This is a genomic window from Candidatus Saccharibacteria bacterium oral taxon 488 (genome assembly GCA_010202115.1).
Classification (GTDB): Bacteria; Patescibacteriota; Saccharimonadia; order Saccharimonadales; family Saccharimonadaceae; genus Nanosynbacter.
In genome coordinates, this window is sequence record CP047917.1 from 646136 (window position 1) to 664768 (window position 18633).

At 51.5% G+C, this 18633-nt stretch carries 17 protein-coding genes; 2 read left to right on the top strand and 15 right to left on the bottom strand.

Translation table 11 applies throughout. The annotated features are described in order from the left end of the window. Nucleotides 1–6: 6 nt before the first annotated feature. The 7 genes from gatB to uvrB are packed head-to-tail and all read right to left on the bottom strand — an operon-like array spanning nt 7 to nt 8308. On the bottom strand, nt 7–1509 hold the full coding sequence (gene gatB / locus GWK74_03505; GenBank protein ID QHU90563.1) for an Asp-tRNA(Asn)/Glu-tRNA(Gln) amidotransferase subunit GatB: 1503 nt from the start codon (nt 1507–1509) through the stop codon (nt 7–9). Beyond that, nucleotides 1506–1925 (bottom strand): hypothetical protein, encoded by a 420-nt coding sequence (locus GWK74_03510; GenBank protein ID QHU90564.1) that lies wholly within the window; start codon nt 1923–1925, stop codon nt 1506–1508. The genes gatB and GWK74_03510 overlap by 4 nt, the downstream gene beginning before the upstream one ends. Beyond that, nucleotides 1925–3295 (bottom strand): Asp-tRNA(Asn)/Glu-tRNA(Gln) amidotransferase subunit GatA, encoded by a 1371-nt coding sequence (gatA, locus tag GWK74_03515; GenBank protein ID QHU90565.1) that lies wholly within the window; start codon nt 3293–3295, stop codon nt 1925–1927. Before gatA ends, GWK74_03510 begins: the two co-directional genes overlap by 1 nt. Next, entirely contained in the window at nt 3295–3582 is a 288-nt protein-coding gene (gene gatC / locus GWK74_03520) for an Asp-tRNA(Asn)/Glu-tRNA(Gln) amidotransferase subunit GatC (protein QHU90566.1), read from the bottom strand. Before gatC ends, gatA begins: the two co-directional genes overlap by 1 nt. Before the next feature lie 32 nt (nt 3583–3614). After that, entirely contained in the window at nt 3615–5468 is a 1854-nt protein-coding gene (locus tag GWK74_03525; GenBank protein ID QHU90567.1) for a hypothetical protein, read from the bottom strand. Continuing rightward, on the bottom strand, nt 5461–6306 hold the full coding sequence (locus GWK74_03530) for a hypothetical protein (GenBank protein QHU90568.1): 846 nt from the start codon (nt 6304–6306) through the stop codon (nt 5461–5463). Before GWK74_03530 ends, GWK74_03525 begins: the two co-directional genes overlap by 8 nt. A gap of 31 nt (nt 6307–6337) precedes the next feature. Further along, nucleotides 6338–8308: an excinuclease ABC subunit UvrB gene (uvrB, locus tag GWK74_03535; GenBank protein ID QHU90569.1), complete on the bottom strand. Its 1971-nt coding sequence runs from the start codon at nt 8306–8308 to the stop codon at nt 6338–6340. Between the two features lie 89 nt (nt 8309–8397). On the opposite strand from uvrB, the gene GWK74_03540 reads away from it, so the two are divergent. Then, nucleotides 8398–9084 carry a TIGR00730 family Rossman fold protein gene (locus GWK74_03540; GenBank protein ID QHU90570.1) on the top strand — a complete coding sequence of 229 codons (687 nt, stop codon included), beginning with the start codon at nt 8398–8400 and terminating at the stop codon, nt 9082–9084. 17 nt (nt 9085–9101) lie between these two features. Here GWK74_03540 and GWK74_03545 read toward each other — a convergent pair whose 3' ends face one another. The 8 genes from GWK74_03545 to GWK74_03580 all read right to left on the bottom strand — a co-directional run bounded on the left by GWK74_03545 (nt 9102) and on the right by GWK74_03580 (nt 15556). Beyond that, nucleotides 9102–9743 (bottom strand): hypothetical protein, encoded by a 642-nt coding sequence (locus tag GWK74_03545; GenBank protein ID QHU90571.1) that lies wholly within the window; start codon nt 9741–9743, stop codon nt 9102–9104. Beyond that, nucleotides 9743–10705, bottom strand: coding sequence for a hypothetical protein (locus GWK74_03550; GenBank protein QHU90572.1), 963 nt, complete (start codon nt 10703–10705; stop codon nt 9743–9745). Before GWK74_03550 ends, GWK74_03545 begins: the two co-directional genes overlap by 1 nt. Continuing rightward, entirely contained in the window at nt 10705–11616 is a 912-nt protein-coding gene (locus GWK74_03555; protein QHU90573.1) for a class II fructose-bisphosphate aldolase, read from the bottom strand. Before GWK74_03555 ends, GWK74_03550 begins: the two co-directional genes overlap by 1 nt. Nucleotides 11617–11877: 261 nt before the next feature. Further along, complete coding sequence (locus tag GWK74_03560; GenBank protein QHU90574.1) at nt 11878–12840, bottom strand: transketolase family protein; 963 nt, start codon at nt 12838–12840, stop codon at nt 11878–11880. Next, nucleotides 12837–13697, bottom strand: a complete 861-nt coding sequence (locus GWK74_03565) for a transketolase (protein ID QHU90575.1) — start codon at nt 13695–13697, stop codon at nt 12837–12839. Before GWK74_03565 ends, GWK74_03560 begins: the two co-directional genes overlap by 4 nt. 6 nt (nt 13698–13703) lie before the next feature. Beyond that, entirely contained in the window at nt 13704–14354 is a 651-nt protein-coding gene (locus GWK74_03570; protein ID QHU90576.1) for a hypothetical protein, read from the bottom strand. Continuing rightward, the gene (locus tag GWK74_03575) at nt 14351–14803 is read right to left on the bottom strand and encodes an RpiB/LacA/LacB family sugar-phosphate isomerase (protein QHU90577.1); all 453 of its coding nucleotides are present in this window, start codon (nt 14801–14803) and stop codon (nt 14351–14353) included. The genes GWK74_03570 and GWK74_03575 overlap by 4 nt, the downstream gene beginning before the upstream one ends. A 63-nt stretch (nt 14804–14866) precedes the next feature. After that, nucleotides 14867–15556, bottom strand: coding sequence for a DUF1524 domain-containing protein (locus GWK74_03580; protein QHU90578.1), 690 nt, complete (start codon nt 15554–15556; stop codon nt 14867–14869). A gap of 21 nt (nt 15557–15577) precedes the next feature. Between GWK74_03580 and GWK74_03585 the strand changes: the two genes are divergently transcribed. Continuing rightward, entirely contained in the window at nt 15578–18094 is a 2517-nt protein-coding gene (locus GWK74_03585; GenBank protein ID QHU90579.1) for an aminopeptidase, read from the top strand. The last annotated feature ends 539 nt before the right edge of the window (nt 18095–18633 follow it).

The following is an 18633-nucleotide window of genomic DNA, read 5'->3' on the forward strand; positions in this document are numbered from 1 at the left end:
TTTTCACTACAGTCGCTCCCGGATTAGCTTCTGGGCGAGGCTCGGGTTAGCCTGGCCCTTAGAGCGCTTCATGACTTGGCCGACGAGATAGCCGATAGCTTTGCCTTTGCCCGAGCGAATGTCAGCGATGGATGCCGCCGAGGCTGGGTCATGTAATACTTCGTCAACGATGGCTGCGATCACCCCCTCGTCAGACACCTGCAACAAATTCTTACTCTCGGCAATCTCGCGCGGCCCCTGTTTGAGGTATTGTCGGTCGAATAGACTAAGGAAAATCTCCTTGCCGCCAGTTGAACTGACCTCGTTATCCTCGACGAGTAGTGACAACTCTGTCAACCGACGCGGCCCGACATAGCCCTCCCCGATGAGATCCATATCAATCAGCTCCTCCGGCGTCGAAGCGAACCAGTTAAAGATCCGCTTGACCAGCCGCTGATATTTTATCTTGTCAGCTCCTAGCTCATCAAGGACAGCCTGCTCGTTATGTACCGTCAGCGTCTTGATAGCATCAAGCAATATCGCGAGCGGCTGATGGCCGAGTATCGTCGTAATCACCGAATGATCCAACCCCAGATCAGCCCAACGCTCTCGGCACTCGCCCGGCATCAGTGGCATATGTTCCTGCATACCGGCAATTTCCTCGTCAGTCAAAACAATCGGCGGGATATCCGGATCAGGCATGTAACGATAATCCTGGGCGTCCTCTTTCGAGCGCTGCGAAGTAGTAATCTGCTTGTCATCACTCCAGCCGCGAGTTTCCTGAACTACCGATTCGCCGCGCTCGAGTAGATCAACTTGGCGCTTAAACTCGTACTCAGCGGCGCGCTCGACGCTACGGAAAGAGTTGAGATTCTTCACTTCCGCGCGCTTGCCGAGTTCGGTCGCTCCTTTCTTAGCCACCGAAATATTGACGTCAAAGCGCATATTGCCGTGGTATAAATCACCGTGCGTCACACCTGCATAGATCATCAATTTGTGTAGCTCCGAAGCGTAGGCCCTAGCCTCCTCGGCAGAATGCATGTCCGGCTCAGAAACGATTTCAATCAGCGGCGTACCGGCACGGTTGAGATCAACCAGCGAGTACCCGTCGTGGTGCATCAACTTGCCAGCATCCTCTTCCATGTGCGCGTGATGAATCCGCACCCGTTTGAGCGAACCGTCTTCTAGCGGCGCGTCGACATAGCCAGCCAAGATGATCGGCTGGTACATCTGCGAAGTCTGATAGCCCTTTGGCAGGTCAGGGTAGAAATAATGTTTGCGATCAAACCGGCTAACGCGGGCAATCGGCGCATTCAACGCCTTGCCGGCACGCACCGCCAACTCGACGGCGTGCTTGTTGAGTACTGGCAGCATTCCTGGCATGCCAAAGTCAATCTCGTGCGTTTTACTATTCGGCTCAGCATCGCGAGCGTCGTTATCAGCCGGACTAAACAGCTTAGTTTTGGTCGCCAGCTGGACATGGCACTCGATGCCAATGGTCATTTCATATTCATCATATACACTCATCATAACGCTCCCAAATCTTTTAGTGCTTGCTCAAATGCGGCCATTGCCCGCTTGAATGTCTGGGTAGTAATGGTGACCCGACTTTCGTGGGCAATCTGATTACGCAGTTTATGTGCCGACCAGACCGCGTCCTCATGTGTCCACAGACCACGCCGTGCCTTGAGCCGCTCACCCATCGTCGTACCACTAACGCCATATTCGCGCATCGCCCGGTCGAGCAGCTTGTCAGCTTTGATAATCGCCATCTGCAGACTGTCGGGGTTATTTGTATCGGCCACACGCTGCACCGCCTGCCAGACTTTTCGGTATAGTTCCCGGTCGAGCTTCTCTGTTCGCTTCGACGTCAACTGAATGAATAGCATCAATAGGCCACCGATCACCAGCGCCGCCACCACTAGCGCGATCAATAGTCCATCCATCAGCTGGCCTCCACTTCCGCCGCCAGTTTCAGCAGGCTTCCGTCCGAACGGTAATTACCAACTAGCTGCACGCCGATCGGTAATCCTTCGTCATTGCTTCCAGCTGGTACGGAAATTGCTGGCAGTCCAGCCAGACTGGCCGGCACGGTCATGATGTCAGACAAATACATTTTGATCGGATCATTGGTGTTTTCATCAAGTTTGAAGGCTGGCGTTGGTGCGACTGGCATCAGCAGTGCGTCGTACTCAGCGAACAACTGATTGAACTCATTGATAAGCAGCGTGCGCGCTTTTTGTGCCTGCATGTAGTAAGCGTCAAAAAAGCCGCTCGACAACACGAAACTGCCGATCATAATCCGCCGCTTATTCTCCGTCATGAAGCCTTCATCACGGCTGCGGCCGTACAATTCCGCCAGCGTTTTCACTTCGGCCGCTCGGTGACCATAACGCACGCCATCATAGCGCGCCAGATTTGACGACAACTCTGCCGGCACAATAATATAGTACATCGCCAGCGAATATTGCATCATGTCCAGATTCACTTCTTCAATTTCATAGCCCAGCTGCTTCAGTTTTTTAGCATAATCAAGCGTTTTCTGGCGAACTGCCGCGTCCACATCGTCAGTCATACACTGCTTAACCAAACCAATCTTTTTCTTAGTAAAGCCTGGCTGGTTCCGCCAAAAGTCAGGCAGTGTCGTCATATCCTTGTCGTCGCGGCCCGCCATAATTTCCATCACCAAATTAGCATCATCAGCATTCGTGGCGAAACAACCAACCGTGTCCGTACTCGATGCCATGGCTACCACGCCGTAGCGACTGACTGCGCCGTAGGTTGGCTTGACACCGACCACGCCGTTAAAGCTGGCTGGCTGGCGAATTGAACCGCCAGTGTCTGTCCCCAGTGCAAACGGCACCACGTCAAGCGCCGTCACCACCGCCGAGCCGCCTGACGAACCACCGGCTACGCGCGTTTTATCCGCGGCGTTTTTGGTTGGACCAAAGGCTGAGTTTTCCGTCGAACCACCGTGAGCAAAGGCGTCCAAGTTCGCCTTACCGATACAAATTGCGCCTTCAGCCTCTAGTTTTTCAACGGCCGTGGCCTGCAATGGTGCGTTAAAATTCTCGAGCATCTTCGAGGCAGCAGTCGTCGGCGCTCCAAAGGCCAAGAAATTGTCTTTCACCACAAACGGCACACCAGCCAGCCGGCCAGAAATCTCACCCTTATCCACCAGTTCGGCACGCTCCAGCGCCCGCTCTTCCGCTAAACTGAGTAGTGCATGGTATTCTTCAATGTCGCGCGCCCGCCGCAGTGCTTCTTTAACATTTTCGACCGCGCTTTTTCCGGCAAAATCACTAATCTGGCTCATCACAGCACCTGCGGCACTTTCACTTGATTGTTCTGCTTTTCAGGCGCCAGCTCAAGCAACTCGTCTCGAGAAATCCCTGACTGGACCTCATCTTCGCGCCAGACGTTCTCCAAGCCCGTCACTTGATAGGTTGGCTCCACGCCAGACGTATCGAGCTCGCCCAGCTGCTCAATGTAGCTAATTATGTTTTCCAAATCCTGGCGCAGTCCATCAACTTCATCATCGGCTAATGCCAGACTACTCAAACTCGCCAGGTGCTGAATGTCACTGGTAGAAATAGTTGTCATGCAGTCTATTATAGCACTGTCTCGAGGAAAATCTAATAACTTAGCAGTCGCGGCGAATGGAGCGTCACCATCTGTGGTAGGCCATATCTACTGATCCCAGAACCAAGCGATAACCCACCGCGGTTCCAGCCGATAGCTGCCGCCGTTGCTGCATCGGTTGCCGCATTTGGTGCGTCTGGTCGTTCAATATAACTAATCTTGTTGGCACCACGATCTGCCACATATACTCGACCATCCGGGCCACGTAAAACTTGTCCGCCGCCATCGCCACCAAAGCCAGGACCCATCCAGCTAGGTTGATTCGGCACTGACGAGTTTGGTAGAGAGTCGGCAACCGCACAGTCCCTGAAATGCTCACAGCTAGTGAAGCCGATGAATCGCTCGCTCGCTTTAATAGTGCTACTATTACGACTTGTTATATCATAGCGGAATAATTCACCAATATACAACTTCGAGACGTAGACGTGGTCACCATTTGGCGAGAAATCAGCAGCATATCCTAAGCTACTGTCAAGTGGGTTGTTGTTATGCACGCCAACTGACCAGTGAGCTATTGGTGTCATATTGGTATCAGCCCCAGATATATCAAATACGTGTAATACTCCAGCGTTACCATTACGATTTGGACAGGCACTACCACCCATAAACACTAACATTTTGGTAGCCTCGTTGTTAAAGTTAATCGAGCCGAATCCCGTTCGTGAAGGGCTTGATGGATTTGGTTGCACGATACACGGCTGAGCCGGGCCAGACGGTACATTATACACTGCTGCATTTGGCGTCTGAATAGTTGCTCCGTTGTCAGTCGAGAAAATATTGAAGGCATAGACTTGATTCGGTGAACCCGGCCGATAGGTATACACCACCGCACCATTTCCCGCATTATTCGGCACGGCATTCATCGCCTCGCCAGAATAGTTGCGCGAAAAACTGCCCGCCATGCCAATAGACATGTTCTTTTTCGTCACTCGTCCGAGTGGATCATTGGTAAAATCAACGACGTGGTAGTATAGCGTGCCGAATTTTGCCCGCTCACGACCATTTGCCGAGTTTGATACTACGAGATATTTAGACTCTTCCTTATTGATCGGGAAAGCAACCACCGCCTGCGTACCAGTACGCGAACCGCATAATCCCTGTGGTGATTCACTATAGTATGCTGTTTGACCATCGTCACATGTTGGATTGCCATCGGGAGCCGAGCTATCAACCTGCATAATATTCCGTGCCGAGTTCCAGATACGAAGTCCGTCAGAGTAGAATTTCAAATTACCATTACGATCGGAAATCGTCGTTAGACCCTCATGGGATGGGCCACTTGAGTGTGTTGGATGAGGGTGTGGAGTCGGTTTATTTGACCCGCCCACACCGAAATCGAGACAGACTGACCCGCCGATACACCACCAGCGCTTACTGGCGCGCGTTCCCTTAAAATCAACTTCCGGGATAGCTTGCTGGCGTGAATTGTAAATATAGGTCTTATACGGGCGGCCATCAGATTTTCGGATCAACTCAAGGTAGCCCTTGACATCAGCACGCCGCGGATTAGTTGTTGAGGTGTATTCACCAATAAAATACGAACGTAATTTGTCATTACGAAATACGTCAATCGCTGTACCGTTGCCGCGGCAATCAGTACCTGGACGCACACCCGAGGCAATGGCACTGTCATGGCCACGACTGATACATTCATTCATCCGCACCACGCCGGCCTCAGCCGCTTCACGTGCCAGCTGATTATAATACTGCTCCATCAAGGCATTAGCTGCCGCTGACGCCAGTTGGAGACCAGCCAACAAAATCAGCAACAGCATAATGCTCGCCACAAGGACGGTCGGCAACACAAACCCACCGTCCTTATCCCACCCAGATGTCTTATTAGTCACATCCGACTCCGTATTTATCGCACATCGTCGAACGGATATTGCGCTGTACATTGGTTTTAGTGTATGTGGACCCAGTATCGTGCACCTGAACGGCCACTGTGATAGCTCCAGCAATCAGCACCACCCCTGTTGCGCCCAACAGGATCAGAGACATCGTCTTAGATGTGTTGCGGCCAGAGATAATCCCCTTAAGCATCCACAGCGTCGCACCGATTACCCCTAGCCCTAGGAGATATGGTACAAACTCACCGAGATACAGCGCGCCATACACTGTACCAGCGTCACCAGCGCCGACAAATAGTAGCGAGCTGATGAGGACTGTTACTAACTTTGCCGTCAGCACAATTGCTGGAATTACCAAAGCACCAAATGCACCATATGTTACTACTTTATACGCCGTACTACTGGTGTAGCTGTCACGATCTGGAATAGCCCGTGAGACGCGACCAAATGTGATGAGCGCAACGATTGCAAACAGTGTTGCCAACACACCCGCCATCACTATACCCGTTCCCGGCGTTACCATGTTTATCGATAATATATCGGCCAGCCAACCGCCAATCGAAGTTATCGTCGTTGTCGCTGCACCATTAACCTTTGCCCAAGCAGTAAACAACGACCCCAGTACTTGCGCAAACAATACCGCCGATACGACCGTCGATACCATTGCTAGTAAATACTCAAATGTCAGCCATTTTGCCTTACCGCGACCCGGATCAGTAGCAGCCTGGGGATAGTACGCTGTCGGTTGTGGAGCATATTGTGGAACTGGTGGAGCGCCCGCGTCCTGTACCGGCTGCACCATCTCTGGTGTTGATGCTGTTTTCTTTTGTGTCATAATTATTACCTCCGCTTATGCTAACCTCATTCTACATGGTCTGGCGAATTTCTGCAATCAAATCGCGCAGCTGAGCGGCTTTTTCAAACTCCAGATTAGCACTATGGAGTTCCATTTGACCAGTCAGCTCCTTGACCAGCGTTGGATATTCGTCCTTTGGAATCTTCTTCAAATCAAGCTTCGGCTTTTTGTCCGATTCTTTTTGTGGGATGATGGAGCGCAGGCCATCGTCAATCTTCTTCTGGATGGTTTGCGGCGTGATGCCGTGCGCTTCGTTATATTGCTGCTGAATGTGCCGCCGACGATTGGTCTCATCAATCGCTCGGCGCATGCTGTCAGTTACGTTATCGCCATACATCAGCACCCGCCCGTCCACGTGCCGCGCCGCCCGGCCAATCGTCTGAATCAGTGCCTGTTCACTACGCAAGAAACCTTCTTTATCGGCGTCCATAATCGCCACCAGGCTGACTTCCGGTAGATCCAACCCCTCGCGCAGCAGATTGATACCGACTAATACATCGTAGGTTCCCAGCCGCAGATCTTTGAGAATATCACCGCGTTCCAGTGTGTCAATTTCACTGTGTAGATACGCCGTTTTCACACCATTGTCGGTCAGATAGGCGCTTAAGTCCTCGGCCATGTGCTTGGTCAAGGTGGTCACCAATACACGGTGACCATTGGCGATGGTTTGGCGAATCTCCTCCATCAAATCATCAACCTGCCCCTTAGTCGGCCGCACCTCAATCGGCGGATCAAGCAGCCCCGTTGGTCGAATCAGCTGCTCGGCCGGCTTTGGAGAATGAGCAATTTCATAGTCGCCCGGCGTAGCGGAAACATAAATTGCCTGGTGAATATGCTGATCAAACTCATCAAACCTCAGCGGGCGGTTATCCAGCGCACTCGGCAAACGAAACCCATGCTCCACCAACACTTCCTTGCGCGCCCGGTCGCCGTTATACATGCCGCGGACTTGCGGCAAGGTCATATGCGACTCATCGACCAGCAGCAGCCAATCATCCGGGAAATAATCAATCAAGGTTGCTGGCTGCTCGCCCGGTTCACGATCCGTCAGATAGCGCGAATAATTCTCAATGCCTTTGACAAAGCCAGTTTCTTTGAGCATCTCCAGGTCATATTTGGTGCGTTGAGCTAGGCGCTGCGCCTCCAGTAACTTATCGTGCGATTCAAACCATTTCAGCCGCTCGTCAAATTCTTTTTCGATGCCGATGATGGCCTTTTCAATTCGTTCACGCGGCGTCGAATAGTGGCTAGATGGGAAAATCGTCAGGCTAGCTGGCTGCTCCAAAATCTCGCCAGTCAGCGGATCGATTCGTGTTAGTCTCTCGACTTCATCGCCAAAAAACTCCACCCGCACCGCCGTGTCCTGTCCGGCTGGGAAAATATCCACCACATCGCCGCGCACCCTGAAAGTGCCGCGCACAAAATCAACGTCGTTGCGCTTATACTGAATATCAGTTAGCAGGCGAATAAACTTGTCCTGAACCCGCCGCTCACCAACCGTCAATTGAATGGCCATATCAGCATACGTCTCCGGCGAACCGATGCCGTAAATACAGGATACACTGGCCACAATGATAACATCGCGCCGCGTCAGCAGTGCCGACGTCGCCGCATGCCGCAGTCGATCGATTTCATCATTAATCTTCGAATCTTTCTCAATGTAGGTGTCGCTCGAGGCAATGTAGGCCTCCGGCTGATAATAATCAAAATAGCTGACAAAATAATGCACTTCGTTGTCCGGAAAAAATTCCTTGAACTCAGAAAACAACTGTGCCGCCAAGGTCTTGTTATGCGCCAGCACCAGCGTCGGCACATTGGCTCGAGCGATGATATTCGCCATGGTAAAGGTCTTACCCGACCCCGTCACGCCCAATAGAGTCTGCTCACGTTCGCCCCGCTCCAAACCGTCCACCAGCTGAGCAATCGCCGTTGGCTGGTCGCCGGTCGGCTGATAGTTAGAGACGAGGTTAAAGACGCTCATATCATTACTATTGTACCACTGTTGACAAATAGCAACTTTTCATGATATAGTTAACCAGTTATCAGTGATAAAAACAAAAAGGACACCTCATGACTTCACAACATACATGTATTCCGCGCGACGTGCAGCTACAGGCTGCGATGTTCCGCCTCGGCAAGATGGAAGACGAAATCCAGAGCGGCTACGAGATTCTTCGGAAATATCAGAAAACAGTAACGATATTTGGTTCAGCACGCACCGACCCGAACAGCACTTATTACCATGCCGCGAAAGAAACAGCTGAGCGGCTAGCTAAACTTGGCTACGCCATCGTTTCCGGCGGCGGACACGGCATTATGGGCGCTGCCAATGAAGGCGCCAACAAGGCTGTCCAAGAGGGTGCGCGGGCTGTTGGCGGTGAGTCGATCGCTTTTAATATTCGCCTACCGCACGAACAGGAGGTCAATAAATACGCCACCGAGGTGTTTGAGTTTCAGCACTTTGCGCCGCGAAAGATCGTCATGACTATGTTTGCTAATGCCTATATTTATTTTCCAGGCGGCTTCGGTACGTTGGATGAGCTAGCGGAAATATTGACACTGATCCAGACTGAAAAAGCCAACCGTGCACCGGTGATCTTATTTGATACAGCGTTTTGGAGCGATTTGGACGCCTTTTTCCGCAACCATATGCTGGCCGAGGGGGCTATCGTCGAAAAAGACCTGGATATTTATACTATCACCGATAGTGTTGATGAGATTATTGAACTGGTACAAGCAAATAAGACCTATTGCTGATCACCTATTGTGTCAATTCAGACTTTTTGGGATTTCTTCAGGGTATTTGCGTTTTGCTGGGACTTTTTATGAGGTTTTTTGCTAGCAGATTTTTTAGATTTTACGGGCACGGCAGCTGACTTGCGACGTTTTGGTTTAGCGTTAGCTACCGGTAGCTGGAACGGCGACGCTGACTTGACTGGCTCACTGACAGCCGAGGCAACATAGCAAATCCCGCCCTCGCAGACGACACGCTCAACAGTCGGCGTGTGCGTGCGTGGATGAGCTGAAAAACGACGAGTTATTTCATAGCCAAGCCCGCGCTTACCAGATTCGATACAGTGCTGGCCGTACGGTAACTGATGATGATAATTTTCGACGATATCCACTGGATGAAACGAGATAACCTGCCCGTCAAAATCCATCATCACCCAGTCGCTGGCTCTCGCCCAGGCCGTCTGATCAAGCCGCGGCGCAGCAGCCATTAGCGCCTGATACACTTCTCTACCCGTCGTGTCCGCCGGATCAAGCCCCAGTGCACGGATAATTGAATGAGCCCGAGCTAAAATCTCAGTAATCAACCTCACATCGCTATCATCGCCGGCCATTCGTCTGAGCTCGCTCACGGCAACTCGTGTCCGCACTGAATCACCCAATAATTTTGTTAAGTTTCTTGACATTAAAACTCCTTTTCGCTTAGTGGCATGGCATGTAGTCGTGCGCCTTGATGTAAGATACCGGTTTTAGCACCGATATGATTGACGACCGAGCTTGAATTTGCGCTGGCAAATACTACTGCGTCCTTCAGCTGGGCGCCATGAGCCCACTGACTCAAAAAGCCACTGGCAAATGCATCACCTGCACCAGTCCGATCAATTGCCGGCACATCCTCGTACATCGCCGCTCTGACAATCGTTACGCCATCAGATACCATCGAGCCATTCACGCCGTCTGTCAGCAACACCACCGGCACGAGATCTTTCGCTCGCCGCACCAGCTGTTCCAGATCATCACCCGGCACTAACTGTTGCATCTCTTCTTTATTCAGCGCCAATACCTCCACATCATCCAGCAGTCCCATTAACTTCTCGCGCTGTGCTAGCTCTCGCTTGCCTGGATTAAAGCAAATTTTCATACCAGCTGCTCGCGCCTCACGGAACACCTTATCCAAGACCGTCATCTGACCTGCCAGCGTCGACACATATAGCCAATCGGCCTCAATATCCGCCACGGTAAAATCAGCCGCGTGATAATGCGTTGATGCACCGCGATACGTCAAGATTGTCCGTTCACCGTTTGGTGCCAATAGCAACACCGAGTAGCCCGTATTATACTTCTGGGAAAATCGAACATATCGTGTATCAACATTCTCGACGTCCAGATCATCCAACACCGCCTGGCCAGCCGGATCACGGCCGACAACGCCCAAAAACATCACTTCGTGGCCCTGCCTGGCAAAGGTCACGGCGGCATTCGTCGCACCACCACCCGTCGAAAAATGGATCTGGTTGACGTCTGCCTTGGCACCAAGTTCTAACTTAGCAAAACAACGTTCTGGGCTCTCACACACCGGTTTCAATGCGTCCGACTGACTTAAAAAAACATCTTGCACACCAGCACCAACAGTAATAATTTTTGCCACTACACCACTGCCTTTCCGGCTGAGCCAAAGGCTTGAATTTTCGCCTCAACTACTTCCTGAACAGCAGCATATACCGGTGGCATCAGTTTGACGATGGCGTATTCGTTCGGATTTTCACGCAAGGTCTTTTCCAGCGTCGTGCGGAAAGCGTAACGCATATCGGAATTGATATTAATCTTAGAAACACCAATTTTCGCCGCATCCTTAAAATAATGCAGCGGCGTGCCTGATCCGCCATGAAGCGAAATCTGACAGTGCAGCGCCTCGCGGATGCGTCCTAATAATTCCAAATCCAACACTTTCGGCACCGGATACAACCCGTGCAAATTACCAATCGCCGCCGCAAAGGTGTCAATTCCCGTTGCCTCTACGAAATCACGCGCGCCCTCTGGCGTAGAGAAAGTTTTCTTAATTTCTTCATAGTCAATCGCCTCGGTATGGACGTTTGACGAACCCCAAAAATAATGCGGCTCAGCTTCCACCAGCGCGCCGGTGAACTTGGCGTACTCGACAACCTCACGGGTTTTGGCAATAATCTCCTCGTCCGAAGCATCGTGATTTGCCTGGGAAATATCGATATGCACAAACTCATAACCCGCGTCAATCGCCCGTTTACAGCCCTCCACTGTCGGCCCGTGATCCAAGTTCAAATACATCTCAATGCCGTATTCAGCCTTATAATTATCCACCAGATCGCGCACATTTTCCAGACCCATAGCCTTGACCTCGGCATCCGACACTTCCACCAGCACCGGTGATTGGAGCTTCTGCGCCGCTCGCGCCACCGCGATCAGCGTTTCTTGATTATCAATATTAAACGCACCGACCGCAAAGTGCTGCGCCCGTGTCCGCTGCATCAAATGGCGTGCATGCGTGGTATTGCGCCGAATGTCAGAAATTGTCAGTCCCATAACCTCGCTTTATCCTCCATATTACTTATGGTTATTATAGCAGCGGTGACGGAAAATGAAAAGAGGCGAAGGGGTTTTACGATTTATTTTTGTACGGCTTTCGTCAAAATGCTGGCCTTATCTTTTGGTTCATCATGGGGTCAATCCTGATGAGGGAACTTGGTATTTTTACCTATGCAGCAGCATGGGAGATCGCGACACTCGTGACAATTTCCTGTATAGCTGTGGACGCTCGAGAAATTCCCTGGCGTCTGCGCAAGCCTAAATAAATGACAGGTTATCTTTTACGTGCCGGACAACTGCTTCGACATCTAGTCCATGCTTTTGCCATAATTCAGCTACCGAGCCGCTTTCGCCGAACTGGTCGCGGACGCCGATGCGCTTTATTTTGACTGGCAATTTTTCACTAAGTACTTCCGCCACCGCACTGCCAAATCCGCCGGCGATTTGCCCTTCTTCTGCTGTCACCACACGGCCGCACTTTTGGGCGGCAGCAATGACCGCTGCTTCGTCCAGCGGCTTGATAGTGTTAAAATGCACGACTTCTGCCTGAACGCCGGCGTACGCCAATTGTTCTGCCGCCATGAGCAGTTGATACGTCATCGTGCCAGTACCGAGTAACGCCACATCGGTACCCTGCCGCAGTACAGACGCCTGGCCAATCGGCGCTTCGCCATCCAAAAACAGCGGTATGTCAGCTCGCGGCAATCGCACGTAGTTTGGCCGCGGATCAGCTGCCATCACTGCTGCCATCATTTCGGCCTCGTAGGCATCGCCCGGTGCCAAGACTACCATGTTTGGTAAACTCCGCATCAGCGCGATGTCCTCTAACATCTGGTGCGTCGCACCATCCGCACCAACACTCAGCCCGGCATGTGAACCGACCAGCTTGACCGGCTGATCATTCAGGCAAATCGTCGTCCGAATTTGCTCCCAATTCCGCCCCGGGCTGAACGCCGCATAACTGGCCGCAAACGGGATATTACCCATCGCTGCTAACCCTGACGCTACTGTTACCAAATTTTGCTCTGCCACACCAACCTCAATAAACCGCGGTGCACCGATTTGCTCAGCAAACTCGCCAAAGCCAACACTTTCTGCCAGGTCAGCGCTTAAGGCCACAATTTGGGAATTGTTCAATGCCGCGTGAACTAACCCATGGCCAAAACCGAGCCGCATCGACGCGGTATTCCCCATGCGCCAATCGTCCCGCAATACGCTCATACGCCCATCCCCTCTTCTGGCCGTTTCTTAGCTGATAGATCTAATTGCGCCAGAGCTGCGGCGGCCTGCTCAGCATTTGGCGCCTTGCCGTGCCACCGATAATCACCCTCCATAAAATCAACGCCGCGCCCAGGTACCGTATGCGCGATAATCACGCTCGGTTGCTCGCGTACTGCCTGTGCTGCTTCAATTGCCGCGATAATTCGCGCCACGTCATGCCCGTCGATTTCCTGCACCTGCCAACCGAAACTGCGCCACTTCTCACCCAAATCATTCAGCGGCATGACTTTTTCTGTATCGCCGCCAATTTGAATAGTATTACGATCAACGATAGTGATTAGCCGGCCTAATTTATACTTGGCTGCAAACATCGCCGCCTCCCAAATATTGCCTTCATTAAGTTCACCGTCACCTAAACTACAATATATGAAGCGTTCCGAATTCTGTAAATACTGCAAATGATATGCCATGCCAGCAGCCTGACTGAGACCGCAGCCAAGCGGCCCGCTCGTCGTCTCTAGCCCTGGTAATTTCACTCGCTCCGGATGCCCTTGTAGCCGCGAGCCCAACTGCCGCAAACTCATTAACTCTGATTCCGATAAAAATCCGCGCATCGCCATCGCTGCGTATAGCAGTGGCGCATAATGGCCGTTACTCATGACGAACAGATCGCGATCAGACCAATCCGGCTCTTCTGGCCGCAATCTAAGCATCTGAAAATACAACACCGCCATCACATCAGCAAACCCCAGCGGTCCCGCCACATGACCGCTGCCGGCGGCTGCTACTTGACGAATAACCAGCTGTCGTAGTTCTCGCGCCCTCTCTTCTAGCCGGCCAATCGTGAGTTCGCTCATAGCAAACTACCCGAGCACACCCGTCTTGCTAATTTCCTGCTGGAGTTTAGCGAACATTGCTGGTGGATCAGTTGCTTTTTGGATTGTCCCGCCAACGTTCAGGACGTTCACGCCGCCCTGAACAAGGCTATAAGCATTGTCAACCATCACACCACCATCCCAACCAATTTCAACATTCGGATTAATCATCTTGACGAGCCGAATTTTTTCCAGCTGCATCAGGCTGGCTGTTCCGCCAAACTTACCTAGCTCACCGCTGAAAATCAGGACATGCTCTGCCTCTTTGATAAGCTCTTCGACGGTTTGCGGCACTGTTGGCTTGAGCAGTGCTAGCCCAGCCATAATACCCGAGCGCTTAATTTCTTTGAGTGCCCCCAACACGTCGCCTTCGGCCTCGGCATGAATAATAATCAAATGCGGCCTCAGTGCGATTAACTTCGGTACATACTCATCTAGTTTGTTCACCATGGCGTGAATATCAATCGTCCAACCTTCTGGTGCCCATAATTCTGGGATGCTGACCGTAAAGGTTGGCGCAAACTCACCGTCAGTTAAGTCAATATGCACCCGCTCAGCAAAGCCAGTAATTCTATCGACTTGCTCTTTGTATTGCTGGGCATTTTCTGCCAAAATTGCCGGGGCGATAACACTACTCATACGATCTCATCCAGTTGCGTATTGCGCCGATTATACCGCGGGGCATCCGCGTATGCAGTATTGAGCCACGTTTCAACAATGCCCTTCCAGGCAACTTCGTTATCCTCGAGAACCCTAGCCGGCAGACATAGTACATTCGAATTATTGTCACGCCGTGTCATCCTCGCTTCATGTGCATCCCAAATCACACTGGCGCGGATCCCCTTGAAACGATTCGCCGCCATGCACATGCCCTGACCGCCGCCGCAAATTAAAATTGCCCGTGGCTCATCCTCGCCATCACCAATCACTCGCAGCGCTGCCGCTGCCGCAAACTGCGGAAAGTCGTCATCAGGATTAAGCTCACGACCACCGACATCTTCGACCACGTAACCATTCTTTGCCAAATACGCAAATACTTTTTCTTTCAATGCAAACCCTCGATGATCTGAGCCAAGATAAATCTTCATGGGTTTAGTATAAGCGGTTTGGGCGATATTTGCAACTAATCAAGTCCTTGGAAGCTCAACTCATCACGTCGAGCCGCAGCTGGCCAACACCTTGCCCATCGCCTCTTTTTCTGCATTTGTTACCCACAGACGATATTTACGCTTGATCGCTACCTGTCGTTCAATGTACTGACAGCGAAACGGTTTGTTAGGAGGCAGCCAGGTTGCGGCGTCGCCATCGCCTTTGGCTTGGTTGGCCGGACCATCAGCGGCCAACAAATTCAGCGGATCGTTTGCCAATTTTTCTCGTTCCTCACGTGGTAGTTGCTGTGCACCTTTCTGCCACGCATCACTCAACGCCACCACGTGATCGATTTGTACTTTCGACGAGGTCTCTGGCCCGCGCTGAAACTTGATCGTTCGGCCGGTATACGGGTCACGTAGTGTCCCGGCCAGCACGCGACATTTATCGTCAATTTTTGTTTCCGTTAGATCCCGCGCCAAAATTACTTCACGCACCGAGCAGCCACTCATTTTACCCCAACCATCACTAAATTGTTTGCGGCTGTAGCCCGTTTTAGGTGCGCGACCTTTAACCTCTAGTTTAGCTAACTCCGCTTGAGCGTTTGAATCACCAAACAATTGCTGCTGCATAGACGGCGAAGTCGGCGCGACCCGCGGCTGCTGCAGTTGCACCGCCCACACTACTGCACCCACCACCGCCATGACAAGCAGTACCATGATTTGCCGACGCCTTATTTTCCCCGTTGCCATAATCTATATTATAATGAAAGTATGAAAACAGTTCCACGCCTACTCGACACCTTTATACCACATCATTACACATTAACTCTCGATCTGACGCACGCTGAAGAAAAAGTGTTTTCTGGCACGGTAATCATTTCTGGCGAGTCAACTAATGAATTAATTTCGCTACACACCAAAGACTTGACCATTCATTCAGCATTAATTGACGATCAGCCAGCTGAGTTTTCCCATGATGAATTTGATGATCTGCGCCTATCGCGCCCAGATTTATCCAGCGGCCAGCGCACCGTTCGTGTTGAGTTTTCTGGCACTATCACCGACGCCATGCATGGACTGTATCCGTGCTACTTTACCCACGACGGCGTGAAAAAGCAATTGTTTGCCACCCAATTTGAATCGCACCATGCCCGCGAAGTCTTTCCGTGTGTTGATGAGCCAGCTGCCAAAGCCACCTATGACGTCACGCTTGTGACTGCTCCGGAACTAACCGTCCTAGGCAACATGCCCGTCGCCAAATCTTCTAAAGACGACGGCGTGCTAACAACCACCTTCGCCACCACACCACGGATGGGCAGCTACTTACTGGCTTTCGTTGTCGGCGAACTACACAAGAAAACTGCCCGCACTAGTTCTGGCGTCGAGGTAAATGTCTGGGCCACACCAGCTCAGAGCGAGGAGACCCTAGATTTTGCGCTGGATATCGCCACTCGCTCAATTGATTTTTATGATAAGTATTTTGGCGTGCCATATCCGCTGCCAAAGTCTGACCATGTGGCGCTGCCAGATTTCTCGTCGGGCGCCATGGAAAACTGGGGACTCATCACCTACCGCGAAAGCTGCCTGCTGGCTGACCCGAAATTAACGCCGGAATCGTCCAAACGCTTTATCGCCACCGTCATCGCTCACGAACTCAGCCACCAGTGGTTTGGCAACTTAGTGACCATGCAGTGGTGGAATGACCTGTGGCTGAACGAAAGTTTCGCTAACATGATGGAATACGTGGCGGTCGACGCGCTACACCCTGAGTGGCGGATGTGGGAGGATTTTGCGACAAGCGAAGTTACGGCGGCACTGCGGCGCGACAGCTTGGACGGCGTCCAGCCAGTGCAGGCCGATGTTAATCACCCAGATGAGATCAGCACGTTGTTTGACCCAGCAATTGTCTATGCAAAGGGCGGGCGTCTACTGGTGATGGTACGGCGGCTGATCGGCGAGGAGGCGTTTCGTGCAGGGCTGAAGTCATATTTTGAAAAATTTGCTTACCAAAACACTGTTGGTAATGATTTATGGCAGGAGCTAGAAACCGCCAGCGAACAGCCGATTGTTGACTTGATGAACACTTGGATTTCGCAGCCAGGTTTGCCGATTGTACAGGTCGAGCAAGATAGTTCTGATAGACAACCTACCGCCACCCTGCGCCAGGAACGCTTTTTCATCGGTGATCATCAGCCGTCCGACGTCCTGTGGCCGATTCCGCTGTTCGCCAATCAGCCGCTTGATGATATTCTGGCCGAGCGCGAGAAAACATTTACGATAAATAGCGACGTTCGACTGAACTGCGGACTGAACGGACATTTCGTAACGCATTACGACTCAGTAATGCGAGACCGATTGATCGAAAAGGCGGCAGAATTACCGACATTAGATAAAATTTGCTTACTGCAAGACATGACGCTGCTAACACGGGCTGGACGAGAAAGTTCGGCGGCGCTGCTACCGCTGGCACGCGTTTTTCAGCACGAGACCAATGAGAAGGTTTTTAGTATGGCGGCCGGTGCGCTGGCGGAATTACGGAAATTTGTTGACGATAACGAAGCAGGACGTGCTCGGCTAAAGCAGATTTCTGCTGAATTTGCCCACGATACCTTCATGGAACTTGGCTGGGATGAACGGAGCGGCGAGTCTGATGATGATCGCGAGCGGCGCACGGCAGCGCTGGGTTTGATGTTATATGGTGAGGATTCAGTAGCGCTCACGGAGGCCAAACGACGCTTTGACGAAACCGACCCAGATGATTTACCGGCCGAAATTCGCCCGCTGATCATCAACGCCAATGTCAGACAGTTTGAGACGCCAGAAATGATTGACAAGCTTTTTACGATATATCAGAATACGCCGTCAGCCGACCTGCAGGTTGATATCGCACTAAGCTTGACCTCGACGAAGAATCCAGCAACTACCGAGCAAATTTTAACAGCGATCAAGGATACTACTATCATACGTCCACAAGATGCCAGCCGCTGGTTTATTTATCTGATCCGTACGCGGGAAAACCGGCAAATTGCTTGGAATTGGCTGAAAGAAAATTGGTCGTGGGTGAAAGATACCTTTGGCGGCGATAAAAGCTACGATACTTTTATCCGCTACGCCGCCAGCGCTCTGTTGACCCGCGATGAGTTAAACGATTTCACCGAATTTACCACGCCGCTGCGCGCCGAACCAGCCCTGACCCGCACCATTGATCTGGGCATCCGCGAAATCGCTGGCAGAGTAGCACTGATTGAGCGGGATCAGGCCGCGGTTATTGATGCGCTTAATAAGTAATGTGAGTTATACGCTTTTACTATTGACTTATGTAATATCAAGTGGTACAATCACGGATAAACATTTAGTCACACTGAGTGGAGTTGGCACGTGTTTGAGGTAATAAATTAACTCAATTTAAGGAGATTCTACGGGAAATCACAACACTATTGGTAGCCAGGGAGACCGGAGAGATACACTACACCAAATAGCTGACACCGCGCGTAGGCTGGGGCAAAAGGCCGTGGCTTGGGCTTTAATGGCTGGCACAGCCGCATTTGGAGTCGTAGGCTGCTCAGGGAAGAGAACCACCGAACACAAGACTGTCTCCGTGGCTTGCGGCCACGATTCGTTAGCAGTACCGCAGATTGAGAGTGCTGAAACTTACGAATATAATATAACTAGAGAGCCAAGGCTCGGAGTAGTTACTGTTGGTTGCCCCGGCGGCGGCAATGTCATAGTTACTGGTATAAATGAACCAAGCAGTAATCCTACGCCAAGGGGTGAGCTATTTCCACATACTCTTGAGATAACCGCCCTTTGCTCACGAGGCGACACAG

Coding starts and splice junctions, on each gene's coding strand:
- GWK74_03570 (QHU90576.1), bottom strand. CDS start 14,354: ATGAGTAGTGTTATCGCCCCGGCAATTTTGGCAGAAAATGCCCAGCAA.
- gatC (QHU90566.1), bottom strand. CDS start 3,582: ATGACAACTATTTCTACCAGTGACATTCAGCACCTGGCGAGTTTGAGT.
- GWK74_03575 (QHU90577.1), bottom strand. CDS start 14,803: ATGAAGATTTATCTTGGCTCAGATCATCGAGGGTTTGCATTGAAAGAA.
- GWK74_03510 (QHU90564.1), bottom strand. CDS start 1,925: ATGGATGGACTATTGATCGCGCTAGTGGTGGCGGCGCTGGTGATCGGT.
- uvrB (QHU90569.1), bottom strand. CDS start 8,308: ATGAGCGTCTTTAACCTCGTCTCTAACTATCAGCCGACCGGCGACCAG.
- GWK74_03565 (QHU90575.1), bottom strand. CDS start 13,697: ATGAGCGAACTCACGATTGGCCGGCTAGAAGAGAGGGCGCGAGAACTA.
- GWK74_03545 (QHU90571.1), bottom strand. CDS start 9,743: ATGTCAAGAAACTTAACAAAATTATTGGGTGATTCAGTGCGGACACGA.
- GWK74_03560 (QHU90574.1), bottom strand. CDS start 12,840: ATGAGCGTATTGCGGGACGATTGGCGCATGGGGAATACCGCGTCGATG.
- GWK74_03540 (QHU90570.1), top strand. CDS start 8,398: ATGACTTCACAACATACATGTATTCCGCGCGACGTGCAGCTACAGGCT.
- GWK74_03580 (QHU90578.1), bottom strand. CDS start 15,556: ATGGCAACGGGGAAAATAAGGCGTCGGCAAATCATGGTACTGCTTGTC.
- GWK74_03530 (QHU90568.1), bottom strand. CDS start 6,306: ATGACACAAAAGAAAACAGCATCAACACCAGAGATGGTGCAGCCGGTA.
- gatA (QHU90565.1), bottom strand. CDS start 3,295: ATGAGCCAGATTAGTGATTTTGCCGGAAAAAGCGCGGTCGAAAATGTT.
- GWK74_03555 (QHU90573.1), bottom strand. CDS start 11,616: ATGGGACTGACAATTTCTGACATTCGGCGCAATACCACGCATGCACGC.
- gatB (QHU90563.1), bottom strand. CDS start 1,509: ATGATGAGTGTATATGATGAATATGAAATGACCATTGGCATCGAGTGC.
- GWK74_03585 (QHU90579.1), top strand. CDS start 15,578: ATGAAAACAGTTCCACGCCTACTCGACACCTTTATACCACATCATTAC.